At 41.3% G+C, this 18366-nt stretch carries 17 protein-coding genes and 1 other annotated feature (1 of these 18 only partly in view); all 17 genes read left to right on the forward strand.

Annotation, left to right across the window (positions count from 1 at the left end; translation table 11 throughout):
* Nucleotides 1–44: a binding site (T-box leader), on the forward strand; it begins 180 nt to the left of the window's first position.
* 78 nt (nt 45–122) lie between these two features.
* Nucleotides 123–2774, forward strand: a complete 2652-nt coding sequence (locus Ga0466249_RS04160; protein WP_215828167.1) for a valine--tRNA ligase — start codon at nt 123–125, stop codon at nt 2772–2774.
* Between the two features lie 52 nt (nt 2775–2826).
* A complete protein-coding gene (locus Ga0466249_RS04165; protein ID WP_215828168.1) occupies nt 2827–4122 on the forward strand; it encodes a bifunctional folylpolyglutamate synthase/dihydrofolate synthase in 1296 nt (431 codons plus the stop codon).
* A gap of 77 nt (nt 4123–4199) precedes the next feature.
* Nucleotides 4200–5453, forward strand: coding sequence for an O-antigen ligase family protein (locus Ga0466249_RS04170; protein ID WP_312889705.1), 1254 nt, complete (start codon nt 4200–4202; stop codon nt 5451–5453).
* Nucleotides 5454–5589: 136 nt separating this feature from the next.
* Nucleotides 5590–6234, forward strand: a complete 645-nt coding sequence (locus tag Ga0466249_RS04175; RefSeq protein WP_215828169.1) for a redox-sensing transcriptional repressor Rex — start codon at nt 5590–5592, stop codon at nt 6232–6234.
* Between the two features lie 417 nt (nt 6235–6651).
* Nucleotides 6652–8157 (forward strand): succinyl-CoA:acetate CoA-transferase ScpC, encoded by a 1506-nt coding sequence (scpC, locus tag Ga0466249_RS04180; protein WP_215828170.1) that lies wholly within the window; start codon nt 6652–6654, stop codon nt 8155–8157.
* Nucleotides 8158–8182: 25 nt separating this feature from the next.
* Nucleotides 8183–9829 (forward strand): acyl-CoA mutase large subunit family protein, encoded by a 1647-nt coding sequence (locus Ga0466249_RS04185; protein WP_215828171.1) that lies wholly within the window; start codon nt 8183–8185, stop codon nt 9827–9829.
* Nucleotides 9830–9849: 20 nt separating this feature from the next.
* Nucleotides 9850–10242: a cobalamin B12-binding domain-containing protein gene (locus Ga0466249_RS04190; protein WP_215828172.1), complete on the forward strand. Its 393-nt coding sequence runs from the start codon at nt 9850–9852 to the stop codon at nt 10240–10242.
* Nucleotides 10243–10330: 88 nt separating this feature from the next.
* A complete protein-coding gene (meaB, locus tag Ga0466249_RS04195) occupies nt 10331–11269 on the forward strand; it encodes a methylmalonyl Co-A mutase-associated GTPase MeaB (RefSeq protein ID WP_215828173.1) in 939 nt (312 codons plus the stop codon).
* Nucleotides 11270–11300: 31 nt separating this feature from the next.
* Nucleotides 11301–11708 carry a methylmalonyl-CoA epimerase gene (gene mce / locus Ga0466249_RS04200; protein WP_215828174.1) on the forward strand — a complete coding sequence of 136 codons (408 nt, stop codon included), beginning with the start codon at nt 11301–11303 and terminating at the stop codon, nt 11706–11708.
* A gap of 35 nt (nt 11709–11743) precedes the next feature.
* Nucleotides 11744–13273 carry a methylmalonyl-CoA decarboxylase subunit alpha gene (gene mmdA / locus Ga0466249_RS04205; protein WP_215828175.1) on the forward strand — a complete coding sequence of 510 codons (1530 nt, stop codon included), beginning with the start codon at nt 11744–11746 and terminating at the stop codon, nt 13271–13273.
* Between the two features lie 123 nt (nt 13274–13396).
* On the forward strand, nt 13397–13558 hold the full coding sequence (locus Ga0466249_RS04210; RefSeq protein ID WP_215828176.1) for a hypothetical protein: 162 nt from the start codon (nt 13397–13399) through the stop codon (nt 13556–13558).
* Nucleotides 13559–13590: 32 nt separating this feature from the next.
* Nucleotides 13591–14721: a sodium ion-translocating decarboxylase subunit beta gene (locus Ga0466249_RS04215; protein WP_215828177.1), complete on the forward strand. Its 1131-nt coding sequence runs from the start codon at nt 13591–13593 to the stop codon at nt 14719–14721.
* A 131-nt stretch (nt 14722–14852) separates the two neighbouring features.
* Nucleotides 14853–15455, forward strand: a complete 603-nt coding sequence (locus tag Ga0466249_RS04220; RefSeq protein ID WP_215828178.1) for an LbetaH domain-containing protein — start codon at nt 14853–14855, stop codon at nt 15453–15455.
* 35 nt (nt 15456–15490) lie between these two features.
* Nucleotides 15491–15646, forward strand: a complete 156-nt coding sequence (locus Ga0466249_RS04225; RefSeq protein ID WP_215828179.1) for a hypothetical protein — start codon at nt 15491–15493, stop codon at nt 15644–15646.
* Nucleotides 15647–15691: 45 nt separating this feature from the next.
* A complete protein-coding gene (locus tag Ga0466249_RS04230; protein WP_215828180.1) occupies nt 15692–16021 on the forward strand; it encodes an OadG family transporter subunit in 330 nt (109 codons plus the stop codon).
* Between the two features lie 50 nt (nt 16022–16071).
* Nucleotides 16072–16470: a biotin/lipoyl-containing protein gene (locus Ga0466249_RS04235; protein WP_215828181.1), complete on the forward strand. Its 399-nt coding sequence runs from the start codon at nt 16072–16074 to the stop codon at nt 16468–16470.
* A 436-nt stretch (nt 16471–16906) separates the two neighbouring features.
* Nucleotides 16907–18322 (forward strand): GntP family permease, encoded by a 1416-nt coding sequence (locus Ga0466249_RS04240; protein WP_215828182.1) that lies wholly within the window; start codon nt 16907–16909, stop codon nt 18320–18322.
* The last annotated feature ends 44 nt before the right edge of the window (nt 18323–18366 follow it).

Raw genomic sequence — 18366 nt, forward strand, 5'->3', positions numbered from 1 at the left:
AAAATTAAGGTGGTACCACGAAAGAAGACCCTTTCGTCCTTTTTAGGATGAAAGGGTTTGTTGTTTTTATTATAAGAAAGTAATCAGCAGTTTTTCTTATTTTATTGGAGGAGGAACATAAATTGAGTGAGAAAGAAGCACTATCGACGGTATATGATCCCGCAGCATTTGAAAAAAAATGGTATAAATATTGGCAAGACAATCACTTTTTTCATGCTGAAGTAGAACCTGATAAACAGCCCTTTAGTATGGTTATTCCACCGCCCAATGTAACAGGGAAACTTCATATGGGCCATGCTTTAGACAATACCTTGCAGGATATCCTTATTCGGTTTCGGCGTATGCAAGGTTACAATACTTTGTGGATGCCTGGCACGGATCACGCGGGTATTGCCACGCAAATCAAGGTGGAAGAAGTACTTACCAAGGAAGAAGGTAAAAGTCGCTACGATTTAGGGCGTGACGCTTTTATTGATCGCGTATGGGAATGGAAAGAAAAGTTTGGCAGTAACATTATTAATCAATTGCATAGTATGGGGGCTTCTTGCGATTGGGAACGCGAACGATTTACGATGGATGAAGGTTGTTCAAAGGCTGTCCGAGAGGTCTTTGTCACTCTTTATGAGAAAGGCCTTATTTATCAGGGACATCGTATTACCAATTGGTGTCCGCGCTGTAATACAGCATTAAGTGATATTGAAGTCGAGCATGAAGATCAGGCCGGTCATTTATTTTATGTTCGTTATGACTGTGAAGATGGAACACCTGGCTTGACAATTGCTACGACGCGTCCTGAGACGCTGCTTGGCGATAGTGCTGTCGCTGTTCATCCAGACGACAAACGCTATCAGCATTTAATTGGTAAAAATTTAGTATTGCCGATAGTTCACCGACACATTCCAGTGATTGCTGATGAATATGTTGATCCTTCCTTTGGGACAGGCGCTGTAAAAATTACGCCGGCTCATGACCCCAATGACTTTGACATGGGGCTTCGTCATCGTTTGCCCGAGTATATTGTCATTAATTCCGATGGCACGATGGCTAAAGAAACGGGGAAATATGCCGGAATGGATCGGTTTGTGTGCCGCAAAGCGCTTGTGCATGATTTAGAAGAACAAGGCCAGCTCGTAAAAATTGAGGATCACAGTCATGCTGTTGGACATTGCCAACGCTGTCATACCGTTGTTGAACCACTCGTTTCAAAGCAATGGTTTGTTAAAATGGAACCACTAGCCAAACCTGCCATTGAAGCGGTGACAAGTGGTAAAATTCAGTTCGTGCCCCAGCGATTTACGAAAATTTACAGCAATTGGCTGGAGAATATTCGCGACTGGTGTATTTCCCGGCAGATTTGGTGGGGGCATCGTATTCCGGCTTGGTATTGCGAGTCATGTGGCAAAACGATCGTTTCCAGACAAGATGTGACGGCTTGTCCTCATTGCGGGGGCAAAGTTATGCAAGACCCAGATGTGCTTGATACCTGGTTTAGTTCGGCTTTATGGCCTTTTTCAACCATGGGCTGGCCTGCTGATACAGCTGAAGTGAAGCAGTTTTATCCCACAAGTGTTCTTGTGACAGGCTATGATATTATCTTTTTCTGGGTTGCCCGTATGATTATGATGGGGTTGGAATTTAAACAGGAAATTCCTTTTAAACATGTTTTTATTCATGGACTTGTGCGTGACAGTCAAGGCCGAAAGATGAGTAAATCATTAGGGAACGGCATTGATCCCTTAGAGGTTATTGAAAAGTATGGTGCCGATACGCTGCGTTTTATGCTGATTACAGGGAATACACCTGGCAATGATATGCGCTTTTATTGGGAAAGAGTTGAAGCGAGCCGTAACTTTGCTAATAAAATTTGGAATGCATCGCGTTTTATGCTCATGAATTTAGAAGGCTTTGATAAAGACTTCCGACCTGAAAACGTTCATTTGGCTGATCGCTGGATTTTGAGTCGCTACAATCAGACTATTCAGGAGGTAACAAAAAATTTAGAGCAGTTTGAACTTGGTGAAGCAGCTCGGTTATTATATGAATTTATTTGGAATGAATTTTGTGACTGGTATATTGAGTTATCTAAGAATCGTTTGTATGGCAAGGAAGATGAAACAAGCCGCAAGACGGCACAGTATGTATTAAGCCATGTCCTGAGGGGAACAATGGAATTGCTTCATCCTTTTATGCCGTTTATTACGGAAGCCATTTGGCAGAACTTGCCTCATGAAGGCAAGAGTATTATGATTGCCAAGTGGCCTGTGGCTCAAGAACAATTAATTGACGAAGAAGCTGAAAATCATATGGCAGCTGTCATGGATACTGTAAAGGCCATTCGTAATATGCGTGCTGAAGTAAATGTAGCGCCAGGCAAGAAGTGCCAGGTGATTTTGAAACTAGCTGATCAAGCTTTGACGCCCGTTTTTGAGCGTAATCAAGGGTATCTTTTTACACTGGCTGGTGCTGATTCTCTTGTACTTCTTAGTAATGATATGGCCAAACCGGAAAACGCCATGACAGCTGTGGTAAGTGGGATTGAAATCTTTCTTCCACTGAAAGGCTTGATTGATATTGACAAAGAAATGGCTCGCTTGACGAAAGAATTGACATCCCTTGATAAAGAAGTGGCCCGCATTGAAGGAAAATTGAACAATGCCGGTTTTGTAGCCAAGGCGCCAAGTGAAGTGATTGAGAAAGAAAAAACAAAATTAAGTGGTTATGAGCAGCAACGAGCGGCTGTTCGTGAGCGGTTAGCCTATTTGGATACTTTGTAATCTTGTCAGCAGGGCTTGTCCCTGCTGAATTCTTAATTAGGAAGTGATTCATATGAGCTATGAAGAAGCATTGAAGTATTTGCAATCTTTAATGACATTTGGCAGTCAACTGGGCTTAGTGCGGATCAAAGAGCTTCTGAAATTGATGGGAAATCCCCAGAATTCTTACAAGACCATTCATGTTACAGGAACGAATGGCAAGGGATCTACTTCAGCCATGATTGCGTCCATGCTCACCGCTTCAGGCATTTCAACGGCTCTTTATACATCACCTCATCTTACACGTTATACAGAGCGGATGAATATTAATGGTGAAGAAGCAGCACCTGAAGATTTTGCCCGTGCTATTGACTACACAGCCAAATTTGTACAACAAATGATTGAACAAGAGTTTGAGCATCCTACGGAATTTGAAGTAGTTACGGCGGCGGCTTTTTACTTTTTCGCTGAAAAGAATGTGGAAGTAGCTGTTATTGAAGTAGGGTTGGGAGGACTCCTTGATTCGACGAATGTGATTATTCCCGAAGTTTCCGTCATTACGAATGTGACGCTTGAACATATGGATCGTTGCGGCAATACGATTGAAGAAATTGCTTGCCACAAGGCCGGAATTATTAAACAGGGGAGGCCGGTGATTACGGCGGCTCAAGGGCCGGCTCTCGCGGTAATTCGTCAAAAAGCAGCAGAGGCAGGTAGTGTGCTGAATGTTTATGACAAGGATTTTTTTAGTCATACTAGTGGTTATGATCTAACAGGTCAACAATTAGAGTTGACGGATTTGAAGCATGAACTTAGCGTACGGCTACCACTCATGGGAGAACATCAAGCAGTCAATGCAGCACTCGCGTGGCAGGCTGTGTCATGTTTGGGAAAGCGGGACGAGCGTATAACAAAGCAGAACATGAGACAAGGCTTGGAAAGTACAAAGTGGCCAGGTAGGTTTGAAGTGCGTAGGGGACAGCCGACTGTCATTTTTGATGGAGCTCATAATCCGGCAGGTATCAAGGTGCTTCGGCAGACGCTGAACGACTATTTACCAGGGCGGGCGATTGTTTTTGTACTGGGCATCTTGCGTGACAAGGCCATTTCTGAAATGTTGACAACCTTGCTTACTTCTGGTGATAAGGTGATTGTTACGTTGCCCCTGTCTGAGCGGGCTTGTCCAGCAGCCCAGTTGGTTACTGCCATTGAACAGCAAAAGCTTATTTCTGCGCCTGCTTACGTTGCTGAAGATTTCTCCGAGGCTTTTCGTTTAGCCTGTCAATTGGCAGGCGCGGAAGGCATTGTCTGCGTGACAGGTTCCCTTTATCTCATTGGCGTAGTACGTCAGTGCGTTGCTAGACAATAGAGAATGACTTCGTTATAATAGGTAGGGACTATCTTCCTTGTTACTTGATTAAATTTGAAATGATAAAAGGTGAAATCGTGCAAAAAGCCAGCAAAATTCAGACTGTTTTCCGTTCTATAGATCATTATATTGAATACTCGATGATTGCAGTAGCCTTTTTTTTGCCGCTGTCGTTGAATGGGACAACATTCTTTCTGCTGCTAGGTACAGCATTATGGCTGGCGAAAATGTTGTATTATCGGAAGGTACTTCTAAGATCATCCCCTTTCGATAAGCTGATTGGTATATTTGTGCTGCTTTCTTTTGCTTCTGTATGGGTGTCGCCTGATAAAGGTTTTAGCTTTTATAACTATTCTCATTTAATGGGGCGTTATGTACTTATTTATTATCTTGTCGTCCATAACGTTCATTCTTTAGGACAAATCAAGCGCATGGTTATGGCTTTATTAGGTGCCACTTTTCTTGTGAATTTTTACGGGTATTATCAATATATTTTTGGAATTGATATTTCTGCTATGGAATGGGTCGATGATGCTCAATTTCCGGATTTAAAAATTCGCGTTTTTTCTACATTAAAAAACCCCAATTTGTTGGCATCTTTTTTGGTGAGCATGATCGCCATTGCAGGAGGACTCGGATTTTATGCTCCAGATAAAAAGGTGAAAACCACTTTATTGTTCCTGGTAGTTTCGTGTTCAGCCTGTCTGATTATTACCTATTCACGCGGGGCTTGGATTAGTTTGTTTGCTGTTTTTGCCGCGTTTGGTTTTTGGCATAATCGAAAAATGTTTTGGCTACTGCTGATTGTGCCACTCCTTATACTTTTGGCGCATAACGGTGTGCTGGAGCGTGTGATATCTATTGCAAATCCGACAGATACGTCTTCAACACTTCGCATAGCTTTATGGGAAAGCACATGGTCCATGATTTCGGATCATCCCTTATTTGGTATTGGCTGGGGGGCTTATTATCTCGTATATCCCAATTATGATTTCTTTATTTTAAACGGTACGAAGATATTCCATGCTCATAATATGTATTTAAATATTGCGGCCGAAATTGGCATTCCTGCTTTTTGTGTCTTTATGCTCTTTTTATGGGGACACGCGAATTTGGCCTTGAAATTGTGTAAAAAAAGCGGCAATCCTTATATTGTGGGGTTAATGCTGGGGGCAGTTGCGGCTATTTTTGGTCTTGTTGTGAGTGGTTTAACGGATTATACCTTGTTTAATATTCAAATGTCCATGCTGTTTTGGTTCCTCAATGCCTTGATTGTTCAAGCGTGGCGTTTAAGTCCGCGGCATTCAGGGCGAGTAAAAGAATTAAACTAAAATGAGAAAGAATATTTCCAATAAGATGGAAAGTTTGGTAAATTTATCTTTATTTACTTGACTAAATACTTATACTATGTGAAAATAATAATTAAGTATTATGTCCTGCAACTGCATTCAATAAGGAGGAGCTTGTTTGAAAAATCAGGTCATTATATCGAAAGCAACGATTGATCGTTTGCCTCTTTATTTTCGTACTTTAAAATTTATTCAGCAGGAAGGAATTGAAATTATTTCTTCAGAAGAACTTGGTAAACGTATTGGGGTGACGCCTGAACAAATTCGTAAAGATCTGGCATCGTTCGGCCAGTTTGGGAAGAAAGGCGTTGGTTATTATGTACGTGAGCTGATTGGTAATATCAGTGAAATATTAGGATTACACCGCAGTTGGAACATGTCTATTGTCGGGCTTGGTCATCTCGGCTGGGCTTTAGCGAATTATCCGAACTTTAGTTCACTTGGTTTTAATATGAAGGCGATTTTTGATGTGGATTTAAGCAAAATTGGTCTCAATATTAAGGGAATTGAAGTAAGTCATATCCGGAAAATGCCCGAAATTATTGCGGAACACAATATTCATATTGCTATCATTACTGTTCCGGCTGAACAGGCTCAAGATGTGGCGGATCAGTTAGTTGCAGCCAATATTAAAGGAATTTGGAATTTTGCACCTGTAAAAATTAAGGTTCCTCGTCATATATTGCTTGCTTCAGAAGATTTATCTGTAGGGCTTAGCAGTTTATCTTATCATTTAACAAGAGCATTTCCTGACTCCAAATAAACGAATAATTTACTATTCAATAAAAAATTCTAAAAAATTTTTTTTAAAAAATGTGCAGGAGATTGTATTAGGGCAGCGAAGTATACTTATATAACAAAATAGAGTAACATGTATGTTGTAGTTTGTTATAAAAATAACTACATAATTACGGACGGTATGATTGCGGTCATGCTGAAAGTAATACTTACAAACTGAAGTAACTTATGTTGTATTGCCCTACCGGCGTTACAAAAGAGTAAGTTGCGCCAAGGTTTGTTTTGATAATTATTGTCAAAACATTTCTTGGCGTTTTTTTGTTTGTCTGTATACTTATAAAGCAAACAGAATATTAGGCTAAATCGCGGGTTTTATTTTGAATTGTTTTTGTAACAATTCAAAATACTATAAGTAAGACAATTTAAATAAGGGGGAACAAGAATGATTGATATTAAGGGTCGCATTCATAATCCGAAGCTTTATTCTAAGATTGTAAGTGCTGAAGAAGCCGCTGCTCTCATTAAGCCTGGCATGAATATTGGTACAAGTGGATTTACTCCGGCTGGTTATCCAAAAGCTGTGCCGCTGGCGCTTGCTGAGCGGATCAAGAAGGAACATTTTCAGATTAATTTGTGGACAGGCGCTTCTGTTGGTCCAGAACTTGATGGCGCATTAGCTAATGTTGATGGCATAGCTAGACGCATGCCATATCAAACTAGTGGTGACTTAAGAAAAAGCATTAATGCTGGTAAAATAAATTACATCGATCAGCATTTGAGTCATATGGCTCAAATGGTTCGGTATGGTTTCTTTAAAGGGAAAGTCGATATAGCGATTGTTGAAGCTTTAGGCATTACGGAAGAAGGAAACATTATTCCGACAACTTCCATGGGTAATTCAGCATCTTTTGTAAAAGACGCTGACATGGTTATTGTTGAAGTGAATACAGCTCAGTCACTCGAATTAGAAGGTATGCATGATTGCTATATTCCGCTTGATCCACCTTATCGTAAAGCTATTCCAATTGAAAAACCGAACGATCGGATTGGTACGGCTTATATTCCTTGCGGACTGGATAAGATTACTTGTATCGTTCCTTGTGATAAACCAGATACAGCACGCCCGTTAGGTGCGATTGATGATGATGCGAGAGCTATGAGTGCTCATTTGATTGAGTTTTTGAATGAGGAAATTAAACAGGGACGTATGCCGAAAAACTTACTGCCGCTCCAATCTGGTGTCGGTTCTGTAGCAAATGCCGTTATTTCCGGTTTGGTGAATTCGCCTTTTGAACACCTTTCAGTGTATACAGAAGTTATTCAAGACGGTATGCTTGATTTATTTGATGCCAATAAACTTGATTTTGCTTCAGGTACTTCTTTAACACTTTCGCCTGATGGACAAAAACGTTTCTTCGATAATATTGGTAAATATCGCGACAAAATTATATTGAGACCTACTGAAATTTCCAATAATCCGGAAATTGCTCGCCGCTTAGGTGTTATTGCTATGAATACGGCAATTGAATTTGATATTTATGGGCATGTTAATTCCACACATATTATGGGCTCAAAACTGATGAATGGTATTGGCGGATCAGGCGATTATGCTCGTAATGGTTATCTGACAATTTTCTTCAGCAGTTCTGTGGCTAAAAATGGTGCGATTTCTTCTATTGTACCTATGTGTTCACATATTGATCACACGGAACATGATGTTGACCTGTTTGTTACTGAACGTGGTGTAGCAGATGTTCGTGGTTTGTCACCAAAAGAAAGGGCACGCGTTATTATTAATAATTGTGCTCATCCTGATTACAAACCGATGCTTCTCGATTACCTAGAAAGAGCTGAAAAAGCGACAAAATTTGCTCAGTCGCCTCATATTTTGAGTGAAGCCCTTTCTTGGCATAGCCGGTTCCTTGAAACTGGCACTATGAAGAAATAAAGTAAAGAAAAGGAGGATTTGGAACATGTCTAATGACACTTTGAAAGAAAAGCTTGCCGCTTATCAAGCAAAAGTTGATAAAGCGATAGCAAAATTCCCAGAACGCAAAAACCTCATGGCAGAACGTCTGTGCACTCCACTTGATATTGAGGGCTTTGACTATGAAAAAGAACTTGGATTTCCTTCGGAATATCCCTATACTCGCGGGGTACAGCCGACCATGTACCGCGGTCGTTTCTGGACGATGCGTATGTATGCTGGTTTTGCTACAGCTGAAGAATCAAACAAACGTTATCGCTATTTAATCGAGTCTGGTGCAACCGGTCTTTCCTGCGCATTTGACCTTCCAACTCAAATCGGTTATGATTCTGATGACGAAGTTGCTACAGGTGAAGTAGGTAAGGTGGGTGTTGCAATCGACTCCCTAGCTGATATGGAAATTCTGTTTGATCAGATTGATCTTGGTAAAGTATCTACTTCCATGACAATCAATGCGCCAGCATCTGTTTTACTTGCTATGTATATTGCAGTAGGTGAAAAACAGGGTGTGTCTGCTGATAAATTAAAGGGTACGATTCAAAATGATATTTTGAAAGAGTATGCTGCTCGCGGAACTTACATTTTCCCGCCAAAACCTTCTATGCGCTTAATCACGAACGTATTTGAATATTGTTCGAAAAATGTACCTTCGTGGAATACTATTTCAATCTCTGGTTATCATATTCGCGAGGCGGGTTCAACGGCTGCACAAGAAATCGCTTTTACGATTGCAGATGGTATTGCCTATGTTGAAGCCGCTTTAAAGGCTGGCCTTGATGTTGATGCTTTTGCCGGACGTCTTTCCTTCTTCTGGAATGCACATAATAACTTCTTTGAAGAAGTGGCTAAATATCGTGCGTCTCGCCGCATTTGGGCAAAAATTATGAAAGATCGTTTCAAAGCGCAAAAAGCAAAATCCATGATGCTCCGTTTCCATACGCAAACAGCAGGTTCTATGCTGACAGCACAACAACCGATGAATAATATCGTTCGTGTTGCTCTACAGACAGCTGCAGCTGTTATGGGTGGTACGCAATCACTTCATACGAATTCCAAAGACGAAGCATTGGCTTTGCCAACAGAAGAATCTGTTCAGGTAGCTCTTCGTACGCAGCAAATTGTAGCTTATGAAAGCGGTATTGCTGATACAATTGATCCACTTGGCGGTTCTTACTATGTGGAATCACTTACAAATAAAATTGAAGCCGAAGCCATGGAATACATCAAGAAAATTGATGAAATGGGCGGCGCTGTTGTTGCTATTGAAAAAGGCTATATTCAGAGAGAAATTCAGGATAGTGCTTACAAATGGCAAATGGATGTTGAGAAAAACAACCGCATTATTGTCGGCGTAAACAAATTCCAAGTGGAAGAAAAGCCTGTTGAAGGTCTGCTGCGTGTAGATGCTTCCGTTGGCGAACTTCAGAAGAAAAAATTGGCTGATTTGAGAGCAAAACGTGATAATAAAGCTGTTCAAGAGAGTCTCGCTGCTCTTGAAGCAGGCTGCAAAGATGAACATGTTAATTTGATGCCGCTTATTATTGCTGCAGTTCATACTTATGCAACGCTTGGCGAAATTTGTGGTGTAATGCGTAAAGTATTCGGCGAATATGAATCGCATGTAAACTTGTAAGAAGGGTAGGAGGGACAACGATGGAAAAACGTATAAGAGTATTAGTAGCTAAACCTGGTCTTGATGGTCATGATCGTGGTGCTAAAGTTGTAGCCCGCGCTCTTCGCGACGCCGGCTTTGAGGTTATTTACACAGGTCTTCGTCAAACGCCTGAACAAATTGCTGAAGCAGCATTGCAAGAGGACGTAAATGTCGTTGCATTGAGCTTGCTTTCAGGCGCACATAATCATTTATTCCCCAAAGTTATCGGTTTATTAAAAGGTAAAGGAATGTCTGACGTTCTTGTTATCGGCGGCGGCGTAATTCCTGATTCGGATATTCCAGGTTTAAAAGAAGCTGGTGTAGCTGAAGTCTTTACACCAGGTACAACAACTGCGAAAATTGTAGAATTTATTACGGCTAACGTAAAATAAATTCACTGCAAGGACGCCAATAATTTTGTGGAGGTTCTGCTGCTTCTCTGATGAAGAAGCAGCAGGAATCCATAAGGTGGTGCATATAGTGGACATAGCAACTGAATTATTGGCAGGATCGCGCCTGGCATTATCCAGAGCGATTACAGCTGTCGAAAATGAATATGACGATGCCGTAGAGATTATGAAAAAAATCTACAGCCATACAGGAAAAGCACAGGTTATTGGTATCACAGGTCCTCCTGGTGCTGGAAAAAGTACGTTGACAGATAAACTTGTCAAAGAATATCGCAGGCAAGGTAAAACAGTGGGAATTATTGCGATTGATCCCACAAGTCCCTTTACTGGTGGCGCTATCTTGGGTGATCGTATTCGAATGAATGACCTCACGACAGATGAGGGGGTATTTATTCGCAGTATGGGAACACGGGGAAGTCTAGGCGGTTTATCACGCAAAACAGCGGAAGCTGTCAAGATTATGGATGCTTTTGGTAAAGATATTATTTTTGTTGAAACAGTGGGTGTAGGCCAATCGGAAATTGATATTGTCAAGATGGCTGACACCACTTGTGTAATCCTTGTTCCGGGATTGGGCGATGATATTCAAGCGATTAAAGCGGGGATTCTTGAAATTGGTGATGCTTTTGTCATTAATAAAGCGGACCGTGAAGGTGTTGAACGACTCAATATTGAACTTGAAATGATGCTTGAATTGGATCAGGACAAGGGTGAGTGGCGTCCCCCTGTAAAGCGGACAGTTGCCCAAGAAAATACGGGCATTACGGAACTTATTGCTGTATTAGATGACCATTATCACTATTTGGTAGAGTCGGGACAACTTGCGGCGCGTCGTAAAAAACGCACGAAAGATGAACTAGTTACCATGATTCATGATGACATTGGGCGTTATGTGTCGAAAAAAATTATAGCAGGCAAAGAATTCGAAGAAATTTTGTCTCATGTTGAGAAAAGAGAAAAAGATCCTTATACAGTTGTTAGTGAAATTATTACCAGTGTTTTAAAATAAATCGGTAGCAAAATAAAAGGGGGAAATGTACATGTTTGACGTGTTAAAAGTAGACCATATTGGTATTGCTGTAAAAGACTTAGCCGAAGCTAAAAAATTCTATACGGAAATGCTCGGTATTAAGGCTATGGGCGAAGAAGTCGTTGAACAGCAAAAAGTAAAAGTATGCTTTATTCCTTGCGGAGACAGCGAACTTGAATTACTTGAATCAACTTCACCAGATGGTCCGATTGCTAAATTTATTGAGAAAAATGGACAAGGCATTCAACATCTTGCACTGCGTGTTGACAATATCGAAGCAACTCTTGCTGATCTTAAGGAAAAAGGTGTTCGTCTCATTGATGAAAAACCTCGTTATGGTGCAGGTGGAGCAAGTATTGCTTTTGTACATCCAAAAGCAACAGGTGGTATCTTGTTAGAATTATCTCAGCGCAAATAAGTTTTACAAGATAGCAATTATAATGGAGGTGTCATATGGCTACTGTTCAAGAAAAACTGCAAGATCTTAAAGAACGTCGCGAAAAAGTAATCGCAGGTGGCGGCCAGAAAGCAATAGACAAGCAACATGCGAAGGGAAAATTGACTTCGCGTGAAAGAATTGATTTATTGCTTGATCCAGGTTCTTTTGTTGAATTAGATCAATTTGTTACGCATCGCTGCACAAATTTTGGTATGGAGAAAAAAGAGTCACCAGGTGAAGGTGTTACAACCGGTTATGGTACTGTTGATGGGCGGCTTATTTATGTATATGCCCAGGACTTTACGGTTATAGGCGGTGCACTTGGTGAAATGCATGCAGCTAAAATTGCCAAGGTTCAGCAAATGGCGTTAAAAATGGGTGCGCCGATTGTTGGTTTGGCTGATTCCGGCGGAGCGAGAATTCAAGAAGCTGTTGATGCCTTATCAGGCTATGGAAAAATTTTCTTTAATAATACCATGGCATCTGGTGTCATTCCGCAGATCTCTGTTATTATGGGACCAAGCGCAGGTGGCGCTGTTTACTCTCCAGCGTTAACTGACTTTATCTTTATGGTGAAAAACACCAGCCAAATGTTCCTTACCGGTCCGGCGGTTATTAAATCAGTTACAGCGGAAGAAGTGACAGCTGAAGCTTTGGGCGGAGCCATCACTCATAACCAGACCTCTGGTGTATCCCAGTTTGCTGCCGAAAATGATGAAGATGCGCTGAAGCAGGTTCGTTACCTCTTAAGTTTCCTTCCTAGCAACAACCTGGAAGATGCTCCCATTGTTGATACGGGTGATGATGCGGCACGTACGGATGAAGGGCTAAACACTTTAATGCCTGATAATCCAAATCAACCGTATGACATGTATGATGTGATTAAGTCTATCGTCGATAATGGCGAATACTTTGATGTTGCATCGTATTTTGGTAAAAATATGATTACCTGTTTTGCCCGGATTGATGGACAAAGTGTTGGTATTATTGCTAATCAACCAGCAGTAATGGCCGGTTGCTTGGACATTAATGCGTCTGATAAAGCAGCCCGTTTCGTTCGGACTTGCGATGCTTATAACATCCCTCTGTTAACGCTCGTAGATGTTCCTGGCTTCTTACCTGGTACGCAGCAAGAATACGGCGGAGTTATTCGTCATGGTGCGAAAATGCTTTATGCTTATTCCGAAGCAACAGTACCTAAAATTACCGTAATTACACGTAAAGCTTACGGTGGTTCTTATCTTGCCATGTGCTCGAAAGATCTGGGTGCTGACCAAGTATTTGCTTGGCCTTCAGCTGAAATCGCCGTTATGGGACCTGCTGGCGCTGCAAATATTATTTTCCGCGGTCATGATAATATTAAAGAAGAGACTGCAGAATATATTAAAGACTTTGCCAACCCTTATAAAGCAGCAGAACGTGGTTTTGTGGATATTGTTATCGAACCTAGCCAAACGCGGCCACAGGTTGTTAATGCCTTAAATATGCTGGCAACAAAGAGAGAATCTCGTCCTGCCAAAAAGCATGGCAATATTCCTTTATAAAAACCAGCTATCCATTTCCTGATAATAGCGAGCTTGACGAGACAACTTATGTTTGCCAGAGCCAAGCTCGTTGTTATATAATATACTGTATACCATTATTTTGAATAGAAAGGGGAATACTATATGATAATACCTGATACAGTAGAAGGATCGATTTTGCTTAGCGTCATCGATTTCATTCTCAGCTTTGTTATTATTTGGGGTATCGGACTTGTGCTTTACGCTTTTCCGCTCTTGAACAAATTAGGCGCAGTTGATGAGGACAAGCTAAAAGGCGGTCACTAAAATTTCTAGAAATATAGGAGGTATGTAGCTACATGTTTGAAGAAATAGGCTCATTATTAGTGGATATGCTTAATCAAACAGGTGTCGTGCATTTGTGGTACGGCAACGTGATTATGATGGCTGTTGGTGCAGTCATGATTTATTTAGCAATAGTTAAAAAATATGAACCCTTACTGTTAGTTGGTATCGGGTTTGCTTGTATCGTTTCCAATGCTCCTGGTGCTGGTCTGGCTGATCCTGGTGGATTGTTCTGGTATGCCTATCAAGGCGTAGCCCTCGTTATTCTCCCACCGCTCATTTTCCTTGGTGTTGGAGCCATGACGGACTTTGGTCCGATGATTTCCAATCCGAGCTTGGTTATTTTAGGTGCTGCAGCTCATTTAGGGATCTTTGTTGCTTTAATTGGCGCCAAAATGCTTGGCTTTACACTCGGTGAAGCCGGTGCAATCGGCATTATCGGCGGCGCAGACGGCCCAATGGCTATCTTTGTTACCATGAAGCTTGCTCCGCATTTGCTGCCGCAGATTTCTGTTGCTGCTTATTCGTATATGGCACTTATGCCTCTAATTCAACCACCGATTATGAAAGCTTTTACAACGAAGAAAGAACGTCAAATTATTATGGAACAGGTTCGTCCTGTGAGTCGCTTAGAGAAAATTGTTTTCCCGATGGTTATTGCAGTAATTGTGGACTTACTTCTTCCTGGTGTAGCACCGCTTATTACCATGCTGATGCTGGGCAATCTGTTCCGTGAATGCGGCGTTGTTGACCGTCTGGCTACAACGGCAGCCAATGACTTGATGAACATTATCGTCATTACTTTGACTGTTGCTATTGGTTCAACGATGAATGCCGATACCTTCCTGACGGTTAAGACGCTGGAAATTATCGTACTTGGTTTGATTGCTTTTGGTTTTGGTACCTTTTCCGGTATTATTGGCGGACGTGTTCTGTGCTGGGCGAGTGGCGGCAAGGTTAATCCGCTGGTGGGTTCCGCAGGTATCGCTTCCGTTCCAATCGCCGCCCGTGTTGCCCATGTTGTGGCACTCAAAGAAAATCCTTACAACTTCCTGATTATGCATGCAATGGGACCGAATCTTGCTGGTGTATTTGGTACAGCCATTTCCGGTGGTATTATGCTGGCACTGATTGGTGTAAAATAGTCATTTAAAGTGCATTTAATTGCTTGTACTACAGGGCGAGTGTGGCCTTGTAGTATAAGCTACCTTCTACTTGCGATAGTGTACAAAAGATTCTTTCATATGCTGAAACCAGTTGGATTGGAGAGACTATCATGATTGGAAAGTCGATTAGAACCCCTTGGTTTGCGGGAGCCGATGCTCCTGAAGTATCAGAAAAATCGTTTATTTCGACTACTGCAACGTTGATTGGAAAAGTGGTCATAAAGGATTATGTTCTTGTTAGTCCTGGAGCAAGTTTACGTGCTGATGAAGGCGGCGAGATCCATGTATGTCATAATGCCAATGTGCAAGATAATGTGATTATGCATGGATTAAAAGATAAGCGGGTAGAAATAGACGGAGAGGCTTATTCCATTTTTATCGGAGCCAATTCTTCTTGTGCTCACGCATCAATTATTCATGGACCTGCATCTGTTGGTGAAAATACTTTTATTGGGTTTACAGCTGTTGTTCATTCGTCGCAAATTGGTAATGACTGTTTTATTGGTCATGGAGCAAAGGTGATTGGGGTTACTATTCCAGATGGCAAATTTGTACCTCATGGGGCCATTATTACCACAGCTGCGGAGGTGGCGAAGTTAACGGAAGTTCCAGCTGACTTAAAAGGATTTAATGAAGAAGTTGTTGAAGTTAATACAGACCTTGCTAAGTGTTATCTTGAGGCGTACGGTCATATGTCACCAACTTTTCCATGAATTTTTAAAACCGGTACTTGATGGAGGTGATTGCATTGAATATGACCGCCTTTATCTCAGGCTTAATTGTTACATTGGGATACTATTTTTATACGACTCGCAAGGCGCGCAGAAAGTTTGACGAGGAGCAGTCGCGTAATCAAATAGTAAACGGCAGCCAGACTGTACAGAATCCAAGTAGCAAAGAGTAAAGTACTGAAAGAATCATTATGATATTTTGAAAGGGGGAATAACTCATGATGATGTGGTTTATTGTATTTTTAATTGCAGTTATTATCTTGTGCTACGTAGCCAAAGTTGCTCAAGAAGCAAAAGATGCAAAAGAAGAAAAAAATAAGCCGAGAGAGGCACAAGCAGCTGTTCAAACCAGTTCTGTTAGTGTGCCACAGCCTGTTGCTCATACGGCAACTCAAGACGATGACGAATTGATTGCTGTGATTAGTGCCGCTATTGCAGCTATTTCAGGATCTACGAGTGTTCAAATTCTTAGCATTCGTAATGGCGGAAAAAGTTGGACTATGACAGGTCGTCAAGAAGTTATGGGTTTATTTACAAATCAAATGTAAGAGGTTAATACTTAGCAAATTTGTTTCAAACATATTGAGGAGGATGTACAATGAAAAACTACTCTATTACTGTTAACGGAAAAACTTATGAAGTGGCTGTTGAAGAAAAAGGTGGTACTGCAGCTCCTAAAGCTGCTGCTCACACAACCGCAGCACCTGCACCAGCTCCAAAGGCAGCTCCGGCGGCACCAGCAGCAGCACCAGCTCCAAAGGCAGCTCCAGCTACTGGTGGTCCTGGTACCAAAGTTGCCGCTCCTATGCCTGGCAAAATCATTTCGCTAAAAGTGAGTGTGGGTGATAGTGTAAAAAATGGTCAGGAATTACTTGTCATGGAAGCCATGAAAATGCATAATCCAGTTTTGGCTAATGCCGATGGCGCTGTCAAAGAAATTCTTGTTAAAGCAGGCGATCCTGTTCAGGCAGGTACTGTACTTGTAGTCATTGGTTAATTTGTGATTTCCAGCCAGAAAGCCTTGTTATGGGCTTTCTGGCAATTTATAAAGATAAGCAAAGGGTTTTAGCTGCTTGTACCTTATCTTTCAACATTTATGCAGTATCGATCATCCATCATGTAGATTACATCAAAGTGTCAGAATATTGCCCTGATTCACTGATCTTTAAAATGCTGTTAGTCAGTTAAGACCACTATATCGTGTAAGCTTTTTTCTGGAGATGTGTCTGAATAAAGACTGTTGAGCCTTGTTTGAATTGTAGGCAATTCGTTTGTGCCCATCAATTTGTATAATGCTTGATCCATTCTGAATAAATTTGAATCATGAAAACAGAGCAGGAGAGGGAATAGCTTTCTTTCTGCAAAACAGAAAGGTTGTGACTATTAAAAATACGAAAAACTGAATAGGTTTTTCTCGAATATGGTGATTATTAATGGAACTCTTGATGATTGCATTAAGTCTTATTTTGTTAATTACACTTGCCTATCGTGGTTTCTCGGTTATTTTAATTGCTCCACTACTTGCTATGTTTGCAGCAGCTGTGAGTGATATGTCGACAATGCCTGTTTATGGTGAGTTGTTTATGACAAAAGCTGCTGAATTTATCAAATTGTATTACCCGATTTTTTTACTTGGTGCAGTTTTTGCCAGACTCATGGAACAAAGTGGTATGGTTGCATCACTTGCCAGTCTTGTGGCCAATAAACTTGGTAAAGAGCGGGCCATCTTAGCTGTTTTGATTGGCGGAGGTATCATGACATATGGTGGTATTAATGTTTTTGTTGGTGTCTTTGTCATGTATCCCGTTGCTGCTGTGTTATTCCGCGGTGCAGGTGTTCCAAAACGTTTGATGCCGGCGGCTCTTTGGATGGGAATTTTTACTTACGCCATGGTTGCTTTGCCTGGTACTCCCCAGATTCAAAACATTATTCCGGCAGCTTTCTTTGGTACATCAACGTGGGCAGCACCTGTTACAAGTATTTTAAGTGCAGTAGTTTATTTTGTGATTGCCTGGGGCTGGTTAACTTATCGTTATAAAAAGTTAAAAGCTCAGGGTGAAGGTTATGGTGACTATACGCTTAATGAGCCAGATCCTATTGATGTATCGTCGTTGCCTTCATGGAAGGTTTCCATTATACCCTTTCTCGTTGTTTTAGGATTGAATTTGTTTTTAAGCAATCCTTTTCAATGGGCCTGGGCCTATCATTGGCAAACAAGTTTGTTAGAGCCTTTAAAACATTTAAAATTGAGTTTGCTAAGTCCTTCTGTCGAAAAGGCGCAAGCCATTTGGTCCTTAGAAATTGCATTGGGCTTTGGTTCTGTTGCTGCTTTGATTTTTGGTCGCAAACGGCTTAAAATACAAGGCTTTGTTAAACAATTGAATGCTGGTGCTATGTCTTCATTAGCAGCGGTAATGAATACCGCTTCTGTTGTTGCTTTTGGTAGTGTTATTACGAGTCTGGCTAGTTTCCAAATCATCAAGGATTCCCTGCTTAACTTGCATATTGGTTCCGGTCCGCTCTTTTCGGAAGTCATTACCACAAATGTTATGATTGTTTTGTCTGGTTCTGCTTCTGGTGGTATGACCATTGCTTTGGGAATGTTAGGTAATGAATGGGCCAATTGGGCAGCACAAATTGGCATGTCGCCTGACATTTTACATCGTATTGTATGTTTAGCGTCAGCTGGATTAGATACTTTGCCTCATAATGGTGCTTTACTGACTTTAGTGGGTGTTTGTGGTCTTACTTACCGCGAGTCCTATGCCGATATTGCGGCTCTGACTGTTTTCAAAGTATTGGTGGCATTTGTCTTTATTGCTTGGTATAGTATCACTGGTATTGCATAACGTAAGGGAAGAATGGTTTGCGAGTTACTAAATGAAGTAATCAG

It is taken from the genome of Pelorhabdus rhamnosifermentans, assembly GCF_018835585.1.
Taxonomy (GTDB): domain Bacteria; phylum Bacillota; class Negativicutes; order UMGS1260; family UMGS1260; genus Pelorhabdus; species Pelorhabdus rhamnosifermentans.

What these genes read in the sequence shown, in the direction of transcription:
- scpC (WP_215828170.1), top strand. Translation starts at nt 6,652, where the DNA reads ATGATTGATATTAAGGGTCGCATTCATAATCCGAAGCTTTATTCTAAG.
- Ga0466249_RS04235 (WP_215828181.1), top strand. Translation starts at nt 16,072, where the DNA reads ATGAAAAACTACTCTATTACTGTTAACGGAAAAACTTATGAAGTGGCT.
- Ga0466249_RS04185 (WP_215828171.1), top strand. Translation starts at nt 8,183, where the DNA reads ATGTCTAATGACACTTTGAAAGAAAAGCTTGCCGCTTATCAAGCAAAA.
- Ga0466249_RS04190 (WP_215828172.1), top strand. Translation starts at nt 9,850, where the DNA reads ATGGAAAAACGTATAAGAGTATTAGTAGCTAAACCTGGTCTTGATGGT.
- Ga0466249_RS04165 (WP_215828168.1), top strand. Translation starts at nt 2,827, where the DNA reads ATGAGCTATGAAGAAGCATTGAAGTATTTGCAATCTTTAATGACATTT.
- Ga0466249_RS04215 (WP_215828177.1), top strand. Translation starts at nt 13,591, where the DNA reads ATGTTTGAAGAAATAGGCTCATTATTAGTGGATATGCTTAATCAAACA.
- Ga0466249_RS04240 (WP_215828182.1), top strand. Translation starts at nt 16,907, where the DNA reads ATGGAACTCTTGATGATTGCATTAAGTCTTATTTTGTTAATTACACTT.
- mmdA (WP_215828175.1), top strand. Translation starts at nt 11,744, where the DNA reads ATGGCTACTGTTCAAGAAAAACTGCAAGATCTTAAAGAACGTCGCGAA.
- Ga0466249_RS04230 (WP_215828180.1), top strand. Translation starts at nt 15,692, where the DNA reads ATGATGATGTGGTTTATTGTATTTTTAATTGCAGTTATTATCTTGTGC.
- Ga0466249_RS04220 (WP_215828178.1), top strand. Translation starts at nt 14,853, where the DNA reads ATGATTGGAAAGTCGATTAGAACCCCTTGGTTTGCGGGAGCCGATGCT.
- mce (WP_215828174.1), top strand. Translation starts at nt 11,301, where the DNA reads ATGTTTGACGTGTTAAAAGTAGACCATATTGGTATTGCTGTAAAAGAC.
- Ga0466249_RS04210 (WP_215828176.1), top strand. Translation starts at nt 13,397, where the DNA reads ATGATAATACCTGATACAGTAGAAGGATCGATTTTGCTTAGCGTCATC.